Here is a 16,974-nt window from a genome sequence, read left to right as displayed (position 1 = left end):
CACACGACCGCCGTGAACCCCCGGGGCCCAGGGTGCCGCCGGGCCGCTGGAGCGGGGGTGGAGGATCAGCGGGCCGCGGGGGCCGGCTCCGGTGCCAGAAGGAGTGCCTCCGCGCCGACCGGGCGGAATCCGGCGGCCTGGAAGGCGCGGACGCTGCGGGCGTTGCCGGCGGCCTGCTGGGACCAGACCGGCCGGCCGTCGGGGACCAGGTGGCGGGAGGCGAGCGCCAGGGCGCGGCCGAGGCCCCGGTGGCGTACGCCCTCGTCCACCTCGATCGCCGTCTCCCAGCGGCCCGCCACTCCGCTGGCCAGGATCACCACTCCCCCGTCGGCCGACCAGACTCGTACGCCGTCCCGCCGCTTCAGGGCCCGCCGGACCCGGGGGTGGTCGGGGTCGGCGATCTCGGTCAGCTCCAGCGGGGGCGGGCCGGCGAGCGGTGCGGCGACGGTGAGCAGGTCGGTGGTGTCGTGGGTGCGGCCGGTGCGGTCCAGGAGCGCGGCGAGGAAGCGCGGGTTCATGGTGGCCGCCAGCCCGTCGCAGGTGATGGCCGCAAGGGTGGACCGCACCCAGTCGGGATCCTCGTCGGTGAACACCACGGAGTGCGCGGTGAAGGCGATGACGCCCGCGTCCCGGTGGTTCTCCTGCGGGACCACGGTCGTACCGCCGTCGGGCGGCGGGAACCTGCCGTCGGCCGCCGCGTCGAGGATCTCCGTCAGGGTCCGGCCCACGCCCCCGCTCGTTGCCCGGCTCATCGGACCTGTTCGAACGAGAAGGACTTGATGAAGCAGTCGCGGGGCTGGCCGACGGCGAAGAAGATGCAGTCGAGCACCGACTGGGCGGTCAGCTGGTCCTTCGCGGTGCGCGGGGCGTTCTCCCAGGCCTCCGACAGCGGGTCGTGGTTGTCGAAGTCCGGCGGGAAGAGCGAGATGACGCGGACGCCCTGGTCGCGCAGCCGGTGGGAGAGCATGTCGGTGAAACCGGCCTGGGCGCTCTTGGCGGCGTAGAAGGAGTCGTGGGCGTCGGAACGGCGGTTGCCCGCCTCGCCGCAGCCCGAAACCATGGTCACGATGTCGGGCTTGGCCGACTCGACGAGCAGCGGCAGGAAGGCCTTGGTGACGAGGACCGTGCCGGTGGCGCCCGCGGCGATGGTGTCGACGACGTCCTGGTCGGACGCGGACAGCAGGTCGGCGCCGTGCTGGTAGCGGGAGCCGTTGTTCACGAGCACGTCGATGTGGTCGGTGCGTGCGGCGACGGCCGCGGCGAACTCCCGCACGGAGGCCGGGTCCGCCAGGTCGCAGGCGTAGGCGTGCACGCGGTCGGCGTCGTGGCCCTGGGCGAGGATCTCTTCCCGGACGCGGTCGGCGGCTTCCCTGGTCCGGGCGGAGAGGTGGACCTCGGCACCTCCGGCGGCGAAACGAAGGGCGAGGGTCCGCCCGAAGTCGCGGCCGGCCGCGGTGATGACGACGCGGTGGTGTTCAAATCTCATGTCAGCGCTCCTGGTTCGTGGACCGTACACATGATCACAGGTGCGCCGCAATGGTGTTCGGGCAGGGCCGCGACCGCGTCGGTCCCGGCGGCCCCGCCCGCGCGGGTCAGCGCTCGTGCGCCTCGTATCCGCCGGAGCCCTGGTCCCCCTCGTGTCCCGGCTCGGGCAGCGGGGCCCCGGTCTCCAGCAGGGTCTTGAGGCTGGAGGCGAGCATCGGCCAGGCCCGGCCGCACATGCCGATGAGGGTCCCGCCCGGCCGGAAGCCCTCGTGGCGGATGGTCAGCCGCGCGAGGGTTTCCCCGACGGGCTCGATCTCGTACGTGACCTTCGTGCGCCGCTCGCGCGCCAGCTCGGCCCGCAGTTCCTCGTCGACACCGACGGCGGCGGCCCACTGCGGGGTGAAGGTGTGCCAGGTGTAGGAGAGCCTGCGGTCCGGGACGCAGTCGAGGACGACCTGGGCCGGATCACTGGTCCGGGCCCCCCGCTCGACCCAGTCCATCGCCGAGCCCACCGCCCAGTCGGTCTCGAAGCTCAGGCCCCAGTAGCGGCGGGTCAGGGCGGGTTCGGTGAGGGCCTGCCACACCCGTTCGGGATCGGCCTGGATGTAGAGGGTGTAGGTGATCGCACTGTTGCTCATGGCCCCATGCTGCGGGACCGGGGCCCGCCGGGGCCGGATTTACCGGCCACCGGGGGCGGTTTCCCGGGCCGCGGCGGTGGCGCCGACCGGAGCGCGCACCGCAGCCGGACGGTGGTTCACCGCAGCCGGCCCGGGCGGGTACCGCAGCCGGCCGGGGGCGTGCACCGCGGCCGACCGCGGCGTGCACCTCAACGGGCCCGCACGCGTCCCGGGCCCGGTACGTCACCAGCGGGCGCCCTCCGGCGGGAGTTCGGTGGGTGGGGTCCGCAGCGGGGAGGGGAGGCGCAGGCGGGCGCGGGCCGCGTGGACCGCGGCGAGTTCCGCCCGGCCGGCCGGGCCCCAGTCGCTGAGCTCGCGGACCTGTTCGGGGGTGGCCAGCAGCCGGGCGTACGCCGGGTCCGGGGCCGGGGACACCGCCGTGAGGCGGGCCGCGGTGCGGGCATGGGCGCCCTGGCCCCCGTGGCGGTAGCCGAGCGCGGCCGCATCGGCGGTGGCTTCGGACTCCGGGGGCGGCAGGTGCGCGGCGCCGGTGGCGCGGGCGATCAGCAGCAGGACCCGGCCGTCCGGGGCGAACAGCCAGCCCGAGCGGTCGTGTACGGGCAGGCCGGCGGGGACCGGGCCGCGGTGCCAGGCCCCGTGCTGCGGTGCGCGCCGGGTGCGCAGCACGCCCAGGCGGTCGAGCGCGGTGGGGGCGGTGGGGTGGCCGGCCTCCAGCAGGGCGGGGCCCGCGCCGTTGATCCGGGCGCGCAGGGCGGACAGGGCGCGGCGGGCGTCACCGGCGTCCATCAGGGCGTGCAGGTCGGCGGGCTCGGCGAACTCGATGCCGGTGACCTCCTGAGCCGGCAGGCGGACGGCCTCGATCCGGTCGAGGGTCCAGGTGCCTCCGTCGTAGACGTGCAGGATCTCGCCGGGGAAGCACATCTCGGGCGGGAACCCGGGGGTGTCGGCGGGGATCCAGTCGACGGCGAGCCCGCGCGGGTAGTGGCCCTCGATCCCGAGTTCCTCGCGCATCTCGCGGGCGGCCGCGGCGGACGGCGCCTCCCCCGCGTCCACCGCGCCGCCGGGCAGCATCCGGTCGGGGCGGTAGTCCACGGTCTGGAGGAGGACCCGGCCGTCGGCGTCGGTGACGAGCACGACCGCCGCGGTCCAGAGCGCGGCGCGCGAGGCGCCGTACTCCGCCGGTGTCATCCAGGTACCCGCCCGCTCCGCATCGTCGGTCAGCTGCGGCATTGGAACTCCGTTCACCGTGGGTGGACCCGCCGGTTGTGCAACAGCGGGCGCCCGCCCCGGGTTACGGCGCCCCGGCCGCCCGGACCCTAAGACTCCGCTTTACCGACGCCATACCTCCTTATTACGTGGTTATGTCGATCTCGATACGTTCCGTCGTGCGGGCTGGCGGCGTGAAAACCGCCGGTCCGACCACGTAGCCGGAAGAGGAGGACCCGAAGCCATGCGACGCGCTTCCCGTACGGACACCGGTACGGCGCCCGGGAAGCGGTGGACCGTACCGGTCGTCGCGGGCGTGGCGGGCGGCGCCGCGGTCCTCGGCTTCGGCGGGCTGTACGCCGCCGGGCTGCTCCTCGCCGGAGGGGAGGTCGCCGCGGGCACGAAGGTGCGTGGTGTCGACATAGGCGGTATGAGCCGGACCGAGGCCCGGCAGGTGCTGGACCGGGAGCTCGGGCCGTCCGCCGCCGCCCCCGTCGCCCTGCGGATCGGCGAACGCACCGAGCAGGCCGGACCGGGATCGCTCGGGCTGTCCCTGGACACCGCCGCGACCGTCGAGCGGGCCGCGCGTACCGGGTCCGACCCGCTGACCGTGATCGGGCGGCTCTTCTCCTCCGGCGACCCCGATGTGCGACCGGTGGTCGGGCTCGACGAGAAGAAGGCCCGCGGCGCCCTCGACGCCCTGGGGAAGAAGTCCGGACAGGAGGCCCGCGAAGGGTCCGTCGCCTTCGACAGGGGCAAGGCGAAGGCGGTGGCCCCGGTCACCGGGACGGCCCTCGACACCGACCGCTCGCTCGACGCGCTGCGCGCCGCCTACCCCCGGTCGGCCGGCGAGCCCGTGGAGCTGCCGGTGCGCAGGACCGAGCCGCGCGTCGGGCAGCAGGAGACGGAGCGCACCCTCAGGGAGTTCGCGGAGCCGGCGATGTCCGCCCCGATCACGCTCGGCGTCGAGGGCAAGCGGATATCCGTGGCCCCGGCGGTCCTCGGAAAGCACCTGAAGGTCCAGGACGACGGCCGGGGCCGGCTGACCCCGCGCCTGGACGCGAAGGCGCTGCTCGCCGACCCGGACCTCGCGGGGCCGCTGCGGCAGGCCACCCCGGCCCCGGTCGAGGCGGAGCTGCGTACCGAAGCGGGCGGGCAGGTCGTGGTCGCCGAGGACGGGAAGCCCGGCCGGCGGGTCTCCGAGCAGGCGTTGGAGAAGGCCGTGCTGCCGCTGCTGACGGGGGCCGGCGCGTCGGCCCGTACCGGCGAGGTCGCCACCGAGGCGGTCCAGCCGCGGCTGACCCGGGAAACGGTGCGGCAGCTCGGCATCAAGGAGCAGGTGTCCTCCTTCACCGTGCCGTTCGAGCAGGCCGCGTACCGGACGACGAACATCGGCCGGGCCGCCGAGCTGATCAACGGCTCGGTGGTGCTGCCCGACGAGACGTGGAGCTTCAACCAGCGGGTCGGCGAGCGTACGAAGGCGAACGGTTTCGTCGACGGCATCATGATCAACAACGGTGTGTACGAGAAGGCCGCGGGCGGCGGGGTCTCGGCCGTCGCGACCACCGTCTTCAACGCCATGTTCTTCGCGGGGGTCAAGCCCGTCGAGTACGGGGCCCACTCCTTCTACATCGAGCGCTATCCGGAGGGCCGGGAGGCCACGGTCGCCTGGGGCAGCCTGGACCTCCGCTTCGCCAACGACTCGGGCAACGCCCTGTACGTCCAGGCCACGGCCACCGACACCTCGGTCACCATCACCTTCCTCGGGACGAAGAAGTACGACGAGGTCAAGGCGGTCAAGGGCCCGCGCACCAACGTCAAGCCGCCGGCCACGCGGACGGGCAGCGGCCCCAAGTGCGAGGCGCAGTCCCCCCTGGAGGGCTTCGACGTGGCCGTCGACCGGATCTTCGTGAAGGGCGGCCAGGAGGTCAAGCGCGAGACGATGAAGACCCGTTACACGCCGCGGGACTCGGTCACCTGCGGGAACTGACGGCGGCCCCCGGCGCTGATCACCCGTCCGTGTGACGGGGCGGCGCCGGGGGGGCAGGTGCGGCAGGGTGGGCGGATGCAGTCGCGCCGGAACCCGCCGTTTCCCCTGACCCTTGCCGTGCTCGCGCTCGCGCTGACCGCCGGGTGTGTGACGGTACGGCCGGCCGGACCCGCCGGCGCGCCGGGGCCGGCGCCCGCCGCCGTCCGTACGGCTCCCGCGCAACCGGCCGTCGAGGCCCTGCCGCTGGGGCCCGCACCCGCCCCGCCCGCCCCGTCGCCCACGCCGGACACCTCGCAACCGGCCGCCCCGGAACCCGCCGTGGAGCCCGCAGCGGCCGGGCGGCCCGAGCGTGCGGAGCCGGAGCGGGCTGCCCCGCGGCCGGCCGGCCCGGCGCGTCGTGACCAACGGCCGCCCCGGCGCGCCGCCCCCGCCAAGCCCGCCCGGCCGGCCCACCGCGCCCCCGCCGCGAAGCCCCGCAAGCGCGAGCCCGTACGGCGCGGGCCCGGGCCCGCGCCGCGGCGTACGTACGACATGGCGGCGCTGTGCGCGGCGGCCGAGGGGACGGTGTCGCCGTCCATCGTGGCGCTGTGCCGTTAGACCGTCTCCCCTTCGGATCCTGCGCGGCGAGGACATAGCCTCGGACCGCCCCGCCGGGCAGCGGAGCCGGCGGGCCGATGACACGGGGAGTGTGGGGCATGACCGACGCGGCAGCGGTGGTGGGCGCGTTGCGGGAGCTGGCGCTGGAGCGGCCGGACGAGGTGGAGCTGCTCGACGGGTTCACGGACGCCGAGCTGGACGGCTGGCCGGTCGAGGTGCCGGAGGCGCTGCGTACGGTCCTGCGGGAGATCGGCGGGGTGGAGACCGAGGACCACGAGTACGCCTTCGGGCCGCGCGGCCGCCAGGTCTTCGACAGCGGGTACTGGACGCTGGGCGAACTGGACTACGGCGAGGGGGAGCTGATCGTCGGCGCCGGGACGGGCGACTGGGGTCCGGTGGTGTCCGTGTACCCGTACCGCAGCGACGACCGCGAGGTCACCGTCGAGGCACCGGAGTTCCTGGGCTGGCTGGCCGGGTTCGCCGCGCGGCTCGCGGAGTCCGGCGAGCCCCTCGCGCCGCAGGTCTTCACGGCCGCCGTCCCCAGCGTCGAGGTGGCGGAGGGTCCGGACACCGAACTCGCCGGCCTCGTCGGGCGCGGCAACTCGCTCACCGATGTGGTCGACCTGCGCGCCCTGCCCGGATACCCGTGCGGAGTGGGCTGGGAGCCGTACTTCTCCACCTTCCACGACACCGCCGACACCAGCGGCAGCGAAGTCCGCTTCCAGCTCGTCGGCGGCGGCCGGGCGCTGCTCCTGCACAGCATGGTGAGCGGCGACTTCCTGGGCCGGCCGGTGCGCCGGCCGGCGCTGCCCGAGGACGCCCCGCACCGTGCGGTGGCCGAACTGCGGGCCTTGGCAGCGGAGTTCCCGTCACAGGTCACCGTCGAGCCGGGCTGCGCGGAATCCGTCATGGACGGCTGGCCCGCCCCCGTCCCCGAAGACGTACGGGTCGTGCTCCGCGAGATCGGCGCGGTGGCCGTCGCGGGACTGCCCGCACTGCGGCTGCTGCCGGGCGCCCCCGAGCTGGGCGTGGACCCGGAGCTGCACCGGATGCTGGGCGGCGACGGGACGTACTGGCCGCTGGCGGTCGTGCGCTACGGGCGCGGCAGCGCGCTCGCCCAGGTCCGGATCGACCCGGCCACCGGGCAGTGGGGCTACGTGGTCTCCGTCCCCGCCGATCCGGCCGGGCTGCGGGAGCACCCCGAGGTGAAACTGGTCGCGGAGTCGCTGGCCGGCCTGCTGCTGGCGTTCGCCCGGCGGGTCCGGCGCACCGCGTCCGGGCCGGACTTCGCGAAGCGGATCGCCGGCCACGCGCAGTGGCTGTTCCCCAACACCGGCGAGCCGTGGCCGCGGCCCGCGCCGGTCGCCGAGTGGGCGGGCTCGGCGGATCCACTGCTCGCGGCGGCGGCCGCGGCGCTGCCGGACGGGACGCACGCCGCCGACCTGCGGGAGGTGCCGGTGCCGAGCGACCTGTGCTTCTACCGGGCGCGGGAGTGGCCGTACTCGGCCCGGCTGGACCGGCTGCACTTCGCGGCGGGCGGCCGGCTGGCGGCGGCCGTGCCCGTGCCCGTGCCGGGCTGACCCCGCGTCATCCGACTGGCCCCGGCCCGGCTCCCCGGGCCGGGCGGGCGGGTTCGCTTTGATGAACGCGGCGGGCCCCGCGGGGGCCCCGGAGCTCCAGGGAGTGTCCATGGCGAAGATCGCCCTGTTCGGCGCGACCGGCACCATCGGCGGCCGGGTGCTGGACGAAGCGCTCCGTCGAGGCCACCAGGTCACGGCGGTCGTACGGGATCCCGCGCGGTTCCCCGGCCCGGCCGATGCCGCCGTGGTGCGCGGCGACGTCCTCGACCCGGCGTCGGTGGCCGAGGCGGCCGCGGGGCACGATGTGGTGGTGAGCGCCTTCGGGCCGGGCACCGGTGACGCGGGGGCGATCGTGACCGCCGCGAAGTCGCTGATCGGCGGGATCCAGACGCTGGGCACGCCCGCGGCCCCCCGGCCCCGGCTGATCACCGTGGGCGGAGCCGGCTCGCTGCGGACCCCCGGCGGTCCGCCGGCCTGGGACGCGCCCGGCATCCCGGAGGCGGTCCTGGCCGTCATGCACGCCCACGGCGAAGCCCTCGACTTCCTGCACACCGTCCCGGTGGACGAGGTGCACTGGACCAACCTGAGCCCGGCCGCGCAGGTGGAGCCGGGCGAGCGTACGGGGACGTACCGGCTGGGTCTCGACGACCTGGTGGTGGACGATGACGGCCGGAGCCTGATCTCCACCGAGGACTACGCCGTCGCGCTGGTGGACGAGGTCGAGCGGGACGCGCACGCGGGGCTCCGGTTCACCGTCGGCTACTGAGCGCGGGTGGCCGGGGCGTGCGCCTGCGCATCGGACGTCTCGGCCTGCCGTGCCTCGCCGCCGGGCGCCTCCCCGCCGGGGGCCTGCGCCTCGGGCGCTCCCGCCTCGGGCGCTCCCGCGTTGGGCGCTCCCGCGTCGGGCGCCTCCCCGTCGGGTGTCGCCTCCGCGTCGGCCGCGTACAGCGCGGTGAGTTCGGCGCCGGTGCGGGCCAGCCGGCGCCGCACCTCGGGCGGCTCCAGAACCTCCACCCTCGCCCCGAGCCCGGACAGGCTCGCGGCGACGGCCGCGGGGGCCGGGCCGTCGATCCAGACCTCCGTCCAGCCGTCGGCGAGCGGCTCCCCGACCCGCAGCCTGCCGCCGAGGAGCCGGCCGAGGAGGGCCAGCGCCGCCGGATCGACACGGGCCCGGGCCGTGACCGCGTACATGCCGCCCTCGACCGCCTCCGCCAGCGAGCGCCAGGCGGTGGCCAGGTCGAAGCCCGGGGGCCGGACGACCGGTTCGCCGGTGGGCTCGACGGAGAGGACCCGGCTGAGCCGGAACGTGCGCAGCCCCCGGTCGGTGCCGGCGACGAGGTACTCCGATCCGGCCTTGGAGACCAGCCCGAGCGGGTCGACGACACGCACCCCGGGCGGTTTGCCGACACCCCCGTACCCGAGGCGGACGCGGATCCCGTCCACCACGGCGTCCTGGAGCGCGGAGCGGTGGACGGCGTCGGCGGTGGACGGATTGCGGGACCAGTCGGTGGCGTCGAGGACTCCGGCGCGGGAGGCCGCCTCGGCGTCGGCGCGCAGCGTGGCGGGCAGGGCGCGGACCAGTTTGCGCAGGGTGGTGCGCAGTTCGGGGGTGGCGGCGAGGGGTCCGGTGACGAGGAACAGCGCCCGGATCTCGTCCGCGGTGAGCCCGGTGAGGTTGGTGCGGGCCCCGCCGACCAGCGACCAGCCGCCGCCCCGGCCGCGCTGCGAGTAGACGGGTACGCCGGACGCGGCCAGCGCCTCCAGGTCCCGGCGGGCCGTGCGCTCGGACACTTCCAGCTCGGCGGCGACTTCGGCGACGGTGACGCGGCCGCGTTCCTGGAGGAACAGCAGGGTCGCCACCAGACGGTCAGCTTTCATGTGGATCATTCTGCGGGGGAAACTGGCCAGAAGGTGGCCGGTTTGGCCGCCAGGATGAGTACATGAACGAAAACACCACGCAGTTCGCCCAGTCCACTTCCACCGATGCCTTCGACCCCCGTCTCGACCTCGCCGGTGCCATCGACCTCGCGGGGCGCACGCTCGCCGCCGTACGGGCCGACCAGTACGACGCCCCGACCCCGTGCGAGGAGTTCGACGTACGGCGGCTGTCGAGCCACCTCGTCGGCGTCCTGCGCCGGATCTCGGTGATCGGGCGCGGTGAGGACCCGTTCAGCGTGCCTTCGTTCGCCGACGAGCTGGCCGACGGCGCCTGGGCGGCGGCCTGGGAGCCGGCCGCCCGCGAGGCGGCGGCCGTCTGGGCGGACCCGGGGATCCTGAGCCGCGAGCTGCGGGTGCCGGTCGGCCCGCTGCCGGGCGCGGCCGCCGCGCTCATGTACACGCACGAACTCACCGTCCACACCTGGGACCTGGCCCGCTCCACGGGGCAGCGGCCCGTGTGGGACGAGGCCCGGGTGAACCGTGCGCTCGACGTCGTACGCCGGCTCCTGCCCGCCGAATCACGCGGCGGGCGGATTCCGTTCGGGGAGGTCGTGGCGGTGGACCCCGACGCGCCGGCCATCGACCGGATGGTGGCGTGGGCGGGCCGCCGCCCGTAGAGCGGCTGGGCCGTCCAAGGGCTGACGGGCCGGCCCCTGGTTGCCCTCGACGAATTCCCTGGCCACCCGTTCGCGCAGGGGGGCCAGTTCGGCCGCGATGGCCGTGAAGCGGTCCGGCCCTACCCGTACGCGGGCGGGCTGGGCCGGGCGGGCCAGCAGGTGGGCGCGGCGCAGGTGGGTCGGCGGGTGGGCGGCGTCCACGCGCCGGCGGTGGCGCGCGCCCATCCGTCGGCGGCGCTCGTACTCCCCCGCCGGGATGGACGCCGTGTGGGCCGCCCCCTGCTCCCACAACGTCGCGTAGGCGGGGTGCTGCGCGCCGCGCGGCCCGGTCCTGGCCACGCGGCGGCGATTGGCCTCGCGCAGCAGCGCCCCGTGCGTCACCTCGGCGACCGTCAGCCGGTCCATCAACCGCACGGCAGCCGCGGTCGAGCCGACGCGCGCGGCGCACCGGTCGGCGAGGTACTCCTCGTGCTGCGAGGCGCGCAGCGTCAGCCGGTCCAGGGCCGTCAGCAGGGCGCCGACCAGCAGCCGCGGCACCGCGTACACCGCGTTGACCAGCAGGGCGGTCAGGGACTCGACGGGTCTGACCGGCGCCAGCAGGTACTGCCATGCCGCCAGCGAGCGCAGCGCCTGGCCGAGGACGAGGCCGCGGCGGAGGTCGCCGCCCGCGTAGTGGCCGAACTCGTGGCCCAGCAGCGCGATGCGTTCCTCGGCGTCCAGGGTCTCCCAGAGACCAGGCCCAGGCGGAGCACCCGCCGTCCGCGCACCCCGTACACGTTGACGGCCGCGTTCACGTCGCCGTCGACCAGCACGAGTTCGACACCGGCGGTGCCCACCGCGGCGGCGACCTCGTCGGTCAGGGCGAACAGCGCCGGGGCGTCCGCCCGCCGCAGCACCCGCCCCTCGGTGTCGGTCAGCCGGCCGAAACGGGGCCGCGCCATCCAGGCGGACGCGAGCAGCACGGCGGCGAGACCGGTCAGGAACGCACTGCGGTAGGGAACGACCAGCAGCACGGCGGCGGCGACCAGGACCACGGTCAGGCCGTGCACGCCCAGCGCGATCGCGAACGCGGCGGCGGCCGCCGGACCGCGGCCGACCCGGGCGCGCGTGACGTCGGCGGGCTCTCCCGGCTCCGCCGCGTCCCCCGGAGCCGCCGGTCCCGCCAGGGCCTCCGCGTCCGCCGGGCGAGCCGTCACCAGGGCGAACAGCCGCTCCTCGTGCGCCCGTGCCAGCGCGCGGCGGCGCTCCTCCCGCCGGCCGCGCTCCGGCTCCGCCTCGCCCGGGTCCACGTTCCAGTCGCAGGCGGCGCACCACGTGGCGAAGCGCTCGTCCACCTCGATCCGCGCGCCGCAGTCCGGGCAGTCCCGGGTCCCCACTTCGTCCGTCCCGGCAGTCATGGCCGGCCCCCCCTGCACCCTCGTTCTCCGTGATCGTCGCCGAAGCGTACGGCAGCCCGCGCGCGGCGGTGAGCGCGGAATCCGCTGTCGGCCGGCTCCCCGGCCGGCCGCGGGCGGCGGCCCGGCGCACACGGGTAATTGGGTGGATGCGCGCCCTCCGCATACCTACAGTGACCAGGCACCACGTCATCGAGCAGGAGCGGATCATGCGCACGCACTACCCCCGTACGGCGCACCTGCCCTGGTCTCCGGGAGCGACCCCCGACGACGTACGGGCCCGGGGGCTGGCCGAGCTGGCCGGGCGAGAGGTCGTCGTCACCGAGAAGCTCGACGGGGAGAACACCACCCTGTACGCGGACGGGCTGCACGCGCGCTCGCTCGACTCGGGCCACCATCCGTCGCGGGCCTGGGTGAAGGGGCTGCAGAGCCGGATCGGCGCCGGGATCCCGGCCGGGTGGCGGGTGTGCGGCGAGAACCTGTATGCCCGGCACTCCCTCGCGTACGAGGAGCTGGACAGCTGGTTCTACGGGTTCTCGGTGTGGGACGGCGAGCACTGCCTGGACTGGGACCGGACCGTGCGGTTCCTGTCCCGGCTGGGCATCCCGAGCCCCCGGGTGTTGTGGCGGGGGGTGTTCGACGAGCGCGCACTGCGCAAGCTGGCGATCGACACCACCCGGCAGGAGGGGTACGTCGTACGGACGGTGGACGGGTTCGCGCGGGCCGACTTCGGGCGGTGCGTGGCCAAGTGGGTGCGCGGCGGCCACGTACAGACCGGCACGCACTGGATGTACGCACCGGTGGTGCCCAACGGGCTTGGGCCGTCCGCTCCGCTGTGGGCGGTCCGCTCGGGCTCCGAGCCGGACGTCGCGGGGCTGGTGGACGCGGTCGGCGTGGAGCCGGGCTCCACGGCGGCGGACGAGGCGGTCGTCGCCGAAGTGGCCGCCCGGCTCGACGGGTCGGGGCGCACCGGGGAGGCCCGGCTGGCCGGTGTGCTGGCCGCCGCCCTGCGCGACGTGCCGCGGGCCCGGCTCGGGGCGCGGCTCGCGGCGGGGCCGCTGGGGATGCCGACGGCCCGGCGGGTCGCCGACCTCGTCGGGCTGTACCCGGCGCTGTGGCGGCCGTTCCCGGACGAGCAGCGGCGGGCCGGGCTGGTCCGGATGGCCGCGGCGGCCGACCTCGGGGTGCTGCACGCCCTGGCCGAGGCGGCGACGGGGGACGAGGCGGACCGGGAGCGTGTGGAGTGGTCGGCGCTGTGCGCGCAGGAGGCGGGGCTGCTCGGGCCGGATCCGCTGGCGGCACTGCGGTCGGGGGTGCGCGAGGGTGTCGGCGGGCTGGATCCGGATGTGGCGGACCGCTGCTGGGCCGAGGCGCGGGAGGCCTTCGCGCAGGAGAAGGTGTACACCGCCGGGGAGGCGGTGGCGGCGACCTGGCGGTGGCGCGACGGAGCCTTCCCGCGACTGGTGCAGCTCTGCGGGCCCTCGGGCAGCGGCAAGAGCACCTTCGCGCGGAGCCTGCCCGGAGTGGACGCGTACATCAGTCTTGACGATCTGCGCACCGGCCGGGGTTCCCGCGCCGATCAGAAGGCCAACGCGGACGTGCTGCGCGAGGGCCTGGACCGGCTGGACAGTGCGCTGGCGGCCGCCGCGCGGACCGGCGGCACGGTGGTGTGGGACGCGACCTCCATCAACAGCGGGCAGCGCGGCCTCGCCGGGGCCGTGGCCCGGGGCCGCGACGCACTGGTCACCCACGCGGTGGTACTGGTCGAGGAGGCGGAGCTGGTACGGCGCAACGTCGTCCGGCCGCACCCGGTGCCGGCTTCGGTGCTGGAGTCGCAGCTGCGGCGGTTCGGGCCGCCGTACCCGGGCCAGGCCCACCGGACCTGGTATATCGGCGCGGGTGGCGCGGTCGAGGACACGGCGGGGGCCATCGGGGAAGAGCCCGGGGAACCAGGGCGGGCACAGGGCGGGGAAGTCTGATGCGTACCAGCGAGGAGCTCTACCACCAGGTCCGCTGGGACCCCCGTTTCGACCCGGCGCGCTTCACGCTCGGGCTGCTCCAGCGCGGGGCGGCGCCGAAGCGGGTTCCGCTGCCCTCCTTCGTGCCGGGCGGTGACATCCCCTGGCACCGGGTGCTGTTCGTCGAGGCCGACGGTGAGCTGGTGTGGGACCGGGCCACGGGCGTGGACCTGATCGACAGCACGCGGGCCGGCCGGGTCCGGGACCCGCGGCTGCTGCGCGCGCCGTTCTTCTCCGCCCGGACCCCGCATGCGTGGGACCCGGCGGACGGCGGGGCCTGGCGGCCGGCCGAACCGGGCCCGGCGGGCCAACACCTCGACAGGATCCGGCTGTTGACGTGGAACACGCTGTGGGACCGGTACGACGCCCCGCGCATCGCCACCGCGCTGCGCAGGCCGCTGCTGCTGGCCGACCTGGCGGAGGCCGATGCCGATGTGATCGCGCTCCAGGAGGTCGAGCCGGCGCTGCTGGCGATGCTGCTGGCCGAGCCGTGGGTGCGGGCCGCCTACACGGTGGCCACCGACCCGCGCGGCCGGGACGTCGCCGAGAGCGGGCTGCTGATCCTGAGCCGGCTGCCGGTGCGGGAGGCGGGTCTGCACGAGCTGCGCCCGCACAAGGCGGTCACCGCCGTGACGGTGGACACGGCGGCGGGGCCGCTGGTGGTCGCCAACACGCACCTGACCAGCGACCACACCGAGAACGGCGCCGGCCGGCGGGCGGAGGAACTGGCCCGGCTGGCCGACGGGCTGGGCGGCATCGACGCCGGGCTCGCCCTGGTCGGCGACTTCAACGACGGCCGGTCCGGGGCCGAGGGTCCGGCGGCCGCGCTGGGGCTGCGGGACGCGTGGAACGACGTACACGGGGCGGCGGACGAGACTCCGACCTTCGACCCGGTGGCGAACCCGCTGGCCGCCGTCGGTTCGCTGTCGGGGCGGCCGGGCCGGCTCGACCGGATCCTGCTGAGGTCCCCGGGAGCGGTGCGTTCGGCCGCGCTGCGGGGCAACTCCCCCGGTCCCGACGGGCTGTTCGTCTCCGACCACTTCGGGGTGGAGGCCACGGTGGAGTTCGGGGCGCCGGCCGCAGGGCCCGCGCTGCTCGACGTACCGGCGACGGCGCGGACGGCGGTGGCCTGGCTCGCGCCGCCCGACGCGGCGGTCGAGGACCTGCGGCGCGCCCACGACCCGCAGGCGGACCGCTGGCCGGCGCACGTGAACCTGCTCTTCGGCTTCGTGCCGGAGTCCGCCTTCGAGGCGGCGCTGCCGCTGCTGGCCGAAGTGGCCGCGGGAACAGGGGCGTTCACTGCGCGACTGGAGGGTGTGCACAGCTTCGGGCACCGGGAGGACGCGACGCTGTGGCTGGACCCGGCGGCGGACGGTGACGCGCCGTGGCAGGAGCTGCGGCGGACGCTCGCCGAGCGGTTCCCCGGGTGCCGGCGCGGCCGCGACGGGGGCTACACCCCGCATCTGACCCTGGGCCGCAGCCGGGATCCGCAGCGGGCGGTGGCGGAGTTCACCGCGCGGCTCGGGGGCGGGGTGCGCCGGGCCCGGGTCGGATCGCTCGCCGTGCTGTCGCGGCGCGGGGACGGCCCGATGGAGGTCCGGGCGACGGTGGAGCTGGGCACGGGCGAGGTGCGGTGGCGGCCGGAGGAGCCTCGGCCGGCCGCCGGGCTGCCCGGTGCGGACCCGGGACCGGTCTTGGAGCGGATCGCGGCGGCGCTGCCCGCTGCCGTCCTGCATGTGGCGGGGTCCCGGCGGATGGGCTGCGCACTGCCGGGGGCGGACCTGGACCTGGTGGCGGCCCTGCCGGGCGAGGACCGCATCGAGGAGGTGCGGGACCTGATGGCGGCGGCGCTGCCGGAGGCCGAGCGGCTGCGGCTGGTGCCGGGGGCGCGGGTGCCGGGGCTGCGGTTCCGGGTGGCCGGGCTGGACGTGGACCTGGTGGTGGTCGCCACCGGCGGGACGGAGCCGGCCGCGGCCGTGGCCCGGCGGGGGGAACTGGGCGAGGCGGCGGCGCTGGCGCTGAGCGCGGTGAGCGATGCCGATGCGGTACGGGGCTTCGTGGGTGCGGAGCATGCCGCCTGGGCGGTGCTGGTGCGCGAGGTGAAGGCCTGGGCCCGGGCGCGCGGTCTGGACTCCGCGCCCTTCGGCGGGCTGCCGGGGCTGGCCTGGGCGGTGCTGGCGGCGCGCACGGTACGCGAGGCCCCCGACCTGGCGCCGGCGGCCCTGCTGCGGGAGTTCTTCGGGACCTGGGCCGCCTGGGACTGGCGCGAGCCGGTGGCCCTGCCGGCGCAACCCCCCACCGCAAACCCCGGCCCGCCGCTCGACACGGCCCCCACCGAAACCCCGGGGTCGGGCCTGGACGACCCTGGGCAGGCCCCCGGGCAGGCCCCCGGCACGGGCCACGGCACGGACGCCGAGCAGGGCTTCGACCCGGGCCTCGGCACAGACACCGGGCAGACGCTTAGCCCAAACCCCGGACCGAGCCACAGCACAGGCAACCCCTGGCAGGCCACCGGGCGGGAACCCGGCACGGGCCACGGCACGGACGCCGGGCAGCAGCTCAAGGCCGTCCCCGGAACCGGCCCGAACGCGGGCGCCTGCGGGCAGGACCTCGACTCGGCGCCCCGGCATGACTCCGGCACGGACCCCGACCAGCGCCCCGGCGCGGACCCCGCCCCACACCCCGGCACGGACCCCGGCCAAGGCCCCGGGCCGGCCTCGGGTCAGGGCCACGCACCCGGGCCCGTCGTGGTGCTCACCCCGTCCTCGCCGGTTCGCAGCTGCACGGCGCAGGTGGGGCCGGGGATGCGGGATCTGCTGGTCCGCGAGCTGTACGCGGCGTGGGAGGCGCTGGAGGCCGATCCGGGCCGGCCCTTCGCCGTGACCGGGTCGCCGCTGCACCGCCGGCACGCGGCCTGGGCGGTGGTCACCGTCAACGGCAGTGCGGCGGAGTTCGAGGACAACCTCGGCCGGATGCGCGGCCGCCTGCGCTCGCTGCTCGGCGCGCTGGAGGAGGACGGGGTGCGGGACGCGCACGCCTGGCCCCGCCCGTTCGAGTCGGGCGGCGCCGTGGCCCGCTACGCGATCGGCCTCGGTGCGAACCCGCCGGACGCGGCCGCCCTGTCGGCCCTCGCCGCGCGGTGGACCCGTACGCTCCCCGGCATCGAGGTCGCCCGCGTCGAGTGCGGCTCGGTCCCCACCCTCCACTGACCCGCCCCCGGGCCGCGAGGCCCGGGGGCGGCCGCCCGCCGAACTCCCCTCCGGCCCAGCGCTGTTCATCGCCTCGCCCGCGCCCGCAGCCCGTCCGCCGACAACTAACGAACACACGGGCCGTATGCATCCTCCGGCAGCCCCACTCTCCGAACACGGCCGACCCGTTCCGCTCCGCCCCACCCAGCGGGCGCGGCGGGACGGAGCGGTCAGGAGCCTCAGTAGAGTCCCGGCGAGTTTTTTCGTCAACACTTTTCACAAGGATTGAAGAAACCCCAAGTTCACAGGCCTGCAGCGTAATT

The 16,974-nt window shown here is 76.1% G+C and carries 13 protein-coding genes; 7 read left to right on the top strand and 6 right to left on the bottom strand.

Going from position 1 to position 16,974, the window contains the following annotated elements:
- Positions 1-65: 65 nt before the first annotated feature.
- The 4 genes from ACZ4TG_RS18390 to ACZ4TG_RS18375 all read right to left on the bottom strand — a co-directional run bounded on the left by ACZ4TG_RS18390 (position 66) and on the right by ACZ4TG_RS18375 (position 3,353).
- The gene (locus ACZ4TG_RS18390) at positions 66-752 is read right to left on the bottom strand and encodes a GNAT family N-acetyltransferase (protein ID WP_468163867.1); all 687 of its coding nucleotides are present in this window, start codon (positions 750-752) and stop codon (positions 66-68) included.
- Positions 749-1,486 carry an SDR family oxidoreductase gene (locus tag ACZ4TG_RS18385; RefSeq protein WP_468163865.1) on the bottom strand — a complete coding sequence of 246 codons (738 nt, stop codon included), beginning with the start codon at positions 1,484-1,486 and terminating at the stop codon, positions 749-751. The genes ACZ4TG_RS18390 and ACZ4TG_RS18385 overlap by 4 nt, the downstream gene beginning before the upstream one ends.
- Positions 1,487-1,592: 106 nt before the next feature.
- Complete coding sequence (locus tag ACZ4TG_RS18380; protein ID WP_468163863.1) at positions 1,593-2,123, bottom strand: SRPBCC family protein; 531 nt, start codon at positions 2,121-2,123, stop codon at positions 1,593-1,595.
- 222 nt (positions 2,124-2,345) lie between these two features.
- Positions 2,346-3,353, bottom strand: coding sequence for an NUDIX domain-containing protein (locus ACZ4TG_RS18375; protein ID WP_468163861.1), 1,008 nt, complete (start codon positions 3,351-3,353; stop codon positions 2,346-2,348).
- 220 nt (positions 3,354-3,573) lie between these two features.
- Between ACZ4TG_RS18375 and ACZ4TG_RS18370 the strand changes: the two genes are divergently transcribed.
- The 4 genes from ACZ4TG_RS18370 to ACZ4TG_RS18355 all read left to right on the top strand — a co-directional run bounded on the left by ACZ4TG_RS18370 (position 3,574) and on the right by ACZ4TG_RS18355 (position 8,262).
- On the top strand, positions 3,574-5,319 hold the full coding sequence (locus tag ACZ4TG_RS18370; RefSeq protein WP_468163859.1) for a VanW family protein: 1,746 nt from the start codon (positions 3,574-3,576) through the stop codon (positions 5,317-5,319).
- 75 nt (positions 5,320-5,394) lie between these two features.
- Positions 5,395-5,916: a hypothetical protein gene (locus ACZ4TG_RS18365; protein ID WP_468163857.1), complete on the top strand. Its 522-nt coding sequence runs from the start codon at positions 5,395-5,397 to the stop codon at positions 5,914-5,916.
- A gap of 98 nt (positions 5,917-6,014) precedes the next feature.
- Positions 6,015-7,496 (top strand): hypothetical protein, encoded by a 1,482-nt coding sequence (locus tag ACZ4TG_RS18360; RefSeq protein WP_468163855.1) that lies wholly within the window; start codon positions 6,015-6,017, stop codon positions 7,494-7,496.
- Positions 7,497-7,605: 109 nt separating this feature from the next.
- On the top strand, positions 7,606-8,262 hold the full coding sequence (locus ACZ4TG_RS18355; protein ID WP_468163853.1) for an NAD(P)-dependent oxidoreductase: 657 nt from the start codon (positions 7,606-7,608) through the stop codon (positions 8,260-8,262).
- Here the strand turns inward: ACZ4TG_RS18355 and ACZ4TG_RS18350 are convergent.
- Positions 8,256-9,374, bottom strand: coding sequence for a helix-turn-helix transcriptional regulator (locus tag ACZ4TG_RS18350; protein WP_468163851.1), 1,119 nt, complete (start codon positions 9,372-9,374; stop codon positions 8,256-8,258). The two genes, ACZ4TG_RS18355 and ACZ4TG_RS18350, sit on opposite strands and share 7 nt — an antisense overlap.
- Before the next feature lie 62 nt (positions 9,375-9,436).
- On the opposite strand from ACZ4TG_RS18350, the gene ACZ4TG_RS18345 reads away from it, so the two are divergent.
- Positions 9,437-10,051: a TIGR03086 family metal-binding protein gene (locus ACZ4TG_RS18345; RefSeq protein WP_468163849.1), complete on the top strand. Its 615-nt coding sequence runs from the start codon at positions 9,437-9,439 to the stop codon at positions 10,049-10,051.
- Here ACZ4TG_RS18345 and ACZ4TG_RS18340 read toward each other — a convergent pair.
- A complete protein-coding gene (locus tag ACZ4TG_RS18340) occupies positions 9,953-11,611 on the bottom strand; it encodes a M48 family metalloprotease (RefSeq protein WP_468164160.1) in 1,659 nt (552 codons plus the stop codon). The genes ACZ4TG_RS18345 and ACZ4TG_RS18340 overlap by 99 nt on opposite strands.
- Positions 11,612-11,654: 43 nt before the next feature.
- Between ACZ4TG_RS18340 and ACZ4TG_RS18335 the strand changes: the two genes are divergently transcribed.
- Together ACZ4TG_RS18335 and ACZ4TG_RS18330 are read left to right on the top strand one after the other, a co-directional pair.
- A complete protein-coding gene (locus ACZ4TG_RS18335; protein ID WP_468164158.1) occupies positions 11,655-13,424 on the top strand; it encodes an RNA ligase family protein in 1,770 nt (589 codons plus the stop codon).
- The gene (locus tag ACZ4TG_RS18330) at positions 13,424-16,672 is read left to right on the top strand and encodes a poly(A) polymerase (RefSeq protein WP_468163847.1); all 3,249 of its coding nucleotides are present in this window, start codon (positions 13,424-13,426) and stop codon (positions 16,670-16,672) included. The genes ACZ4TG_RS18335 and ACZ4TG_RS18330 overlap by 1 nt, the downstream gene beginning before the upstream one ends.
- Positions 16,673-16,974: the final 302 nt, after the last annotated feature.

The sequence above is a fragment of the Streptomyces sp. NPDC028314 genome (assembly GCF_055565795.1).
The sequence above is the reverse complement of the archived record's forward strand: the minus strand, read 5'-3'. Positions and strand labels throughout refer to the sequence as shown.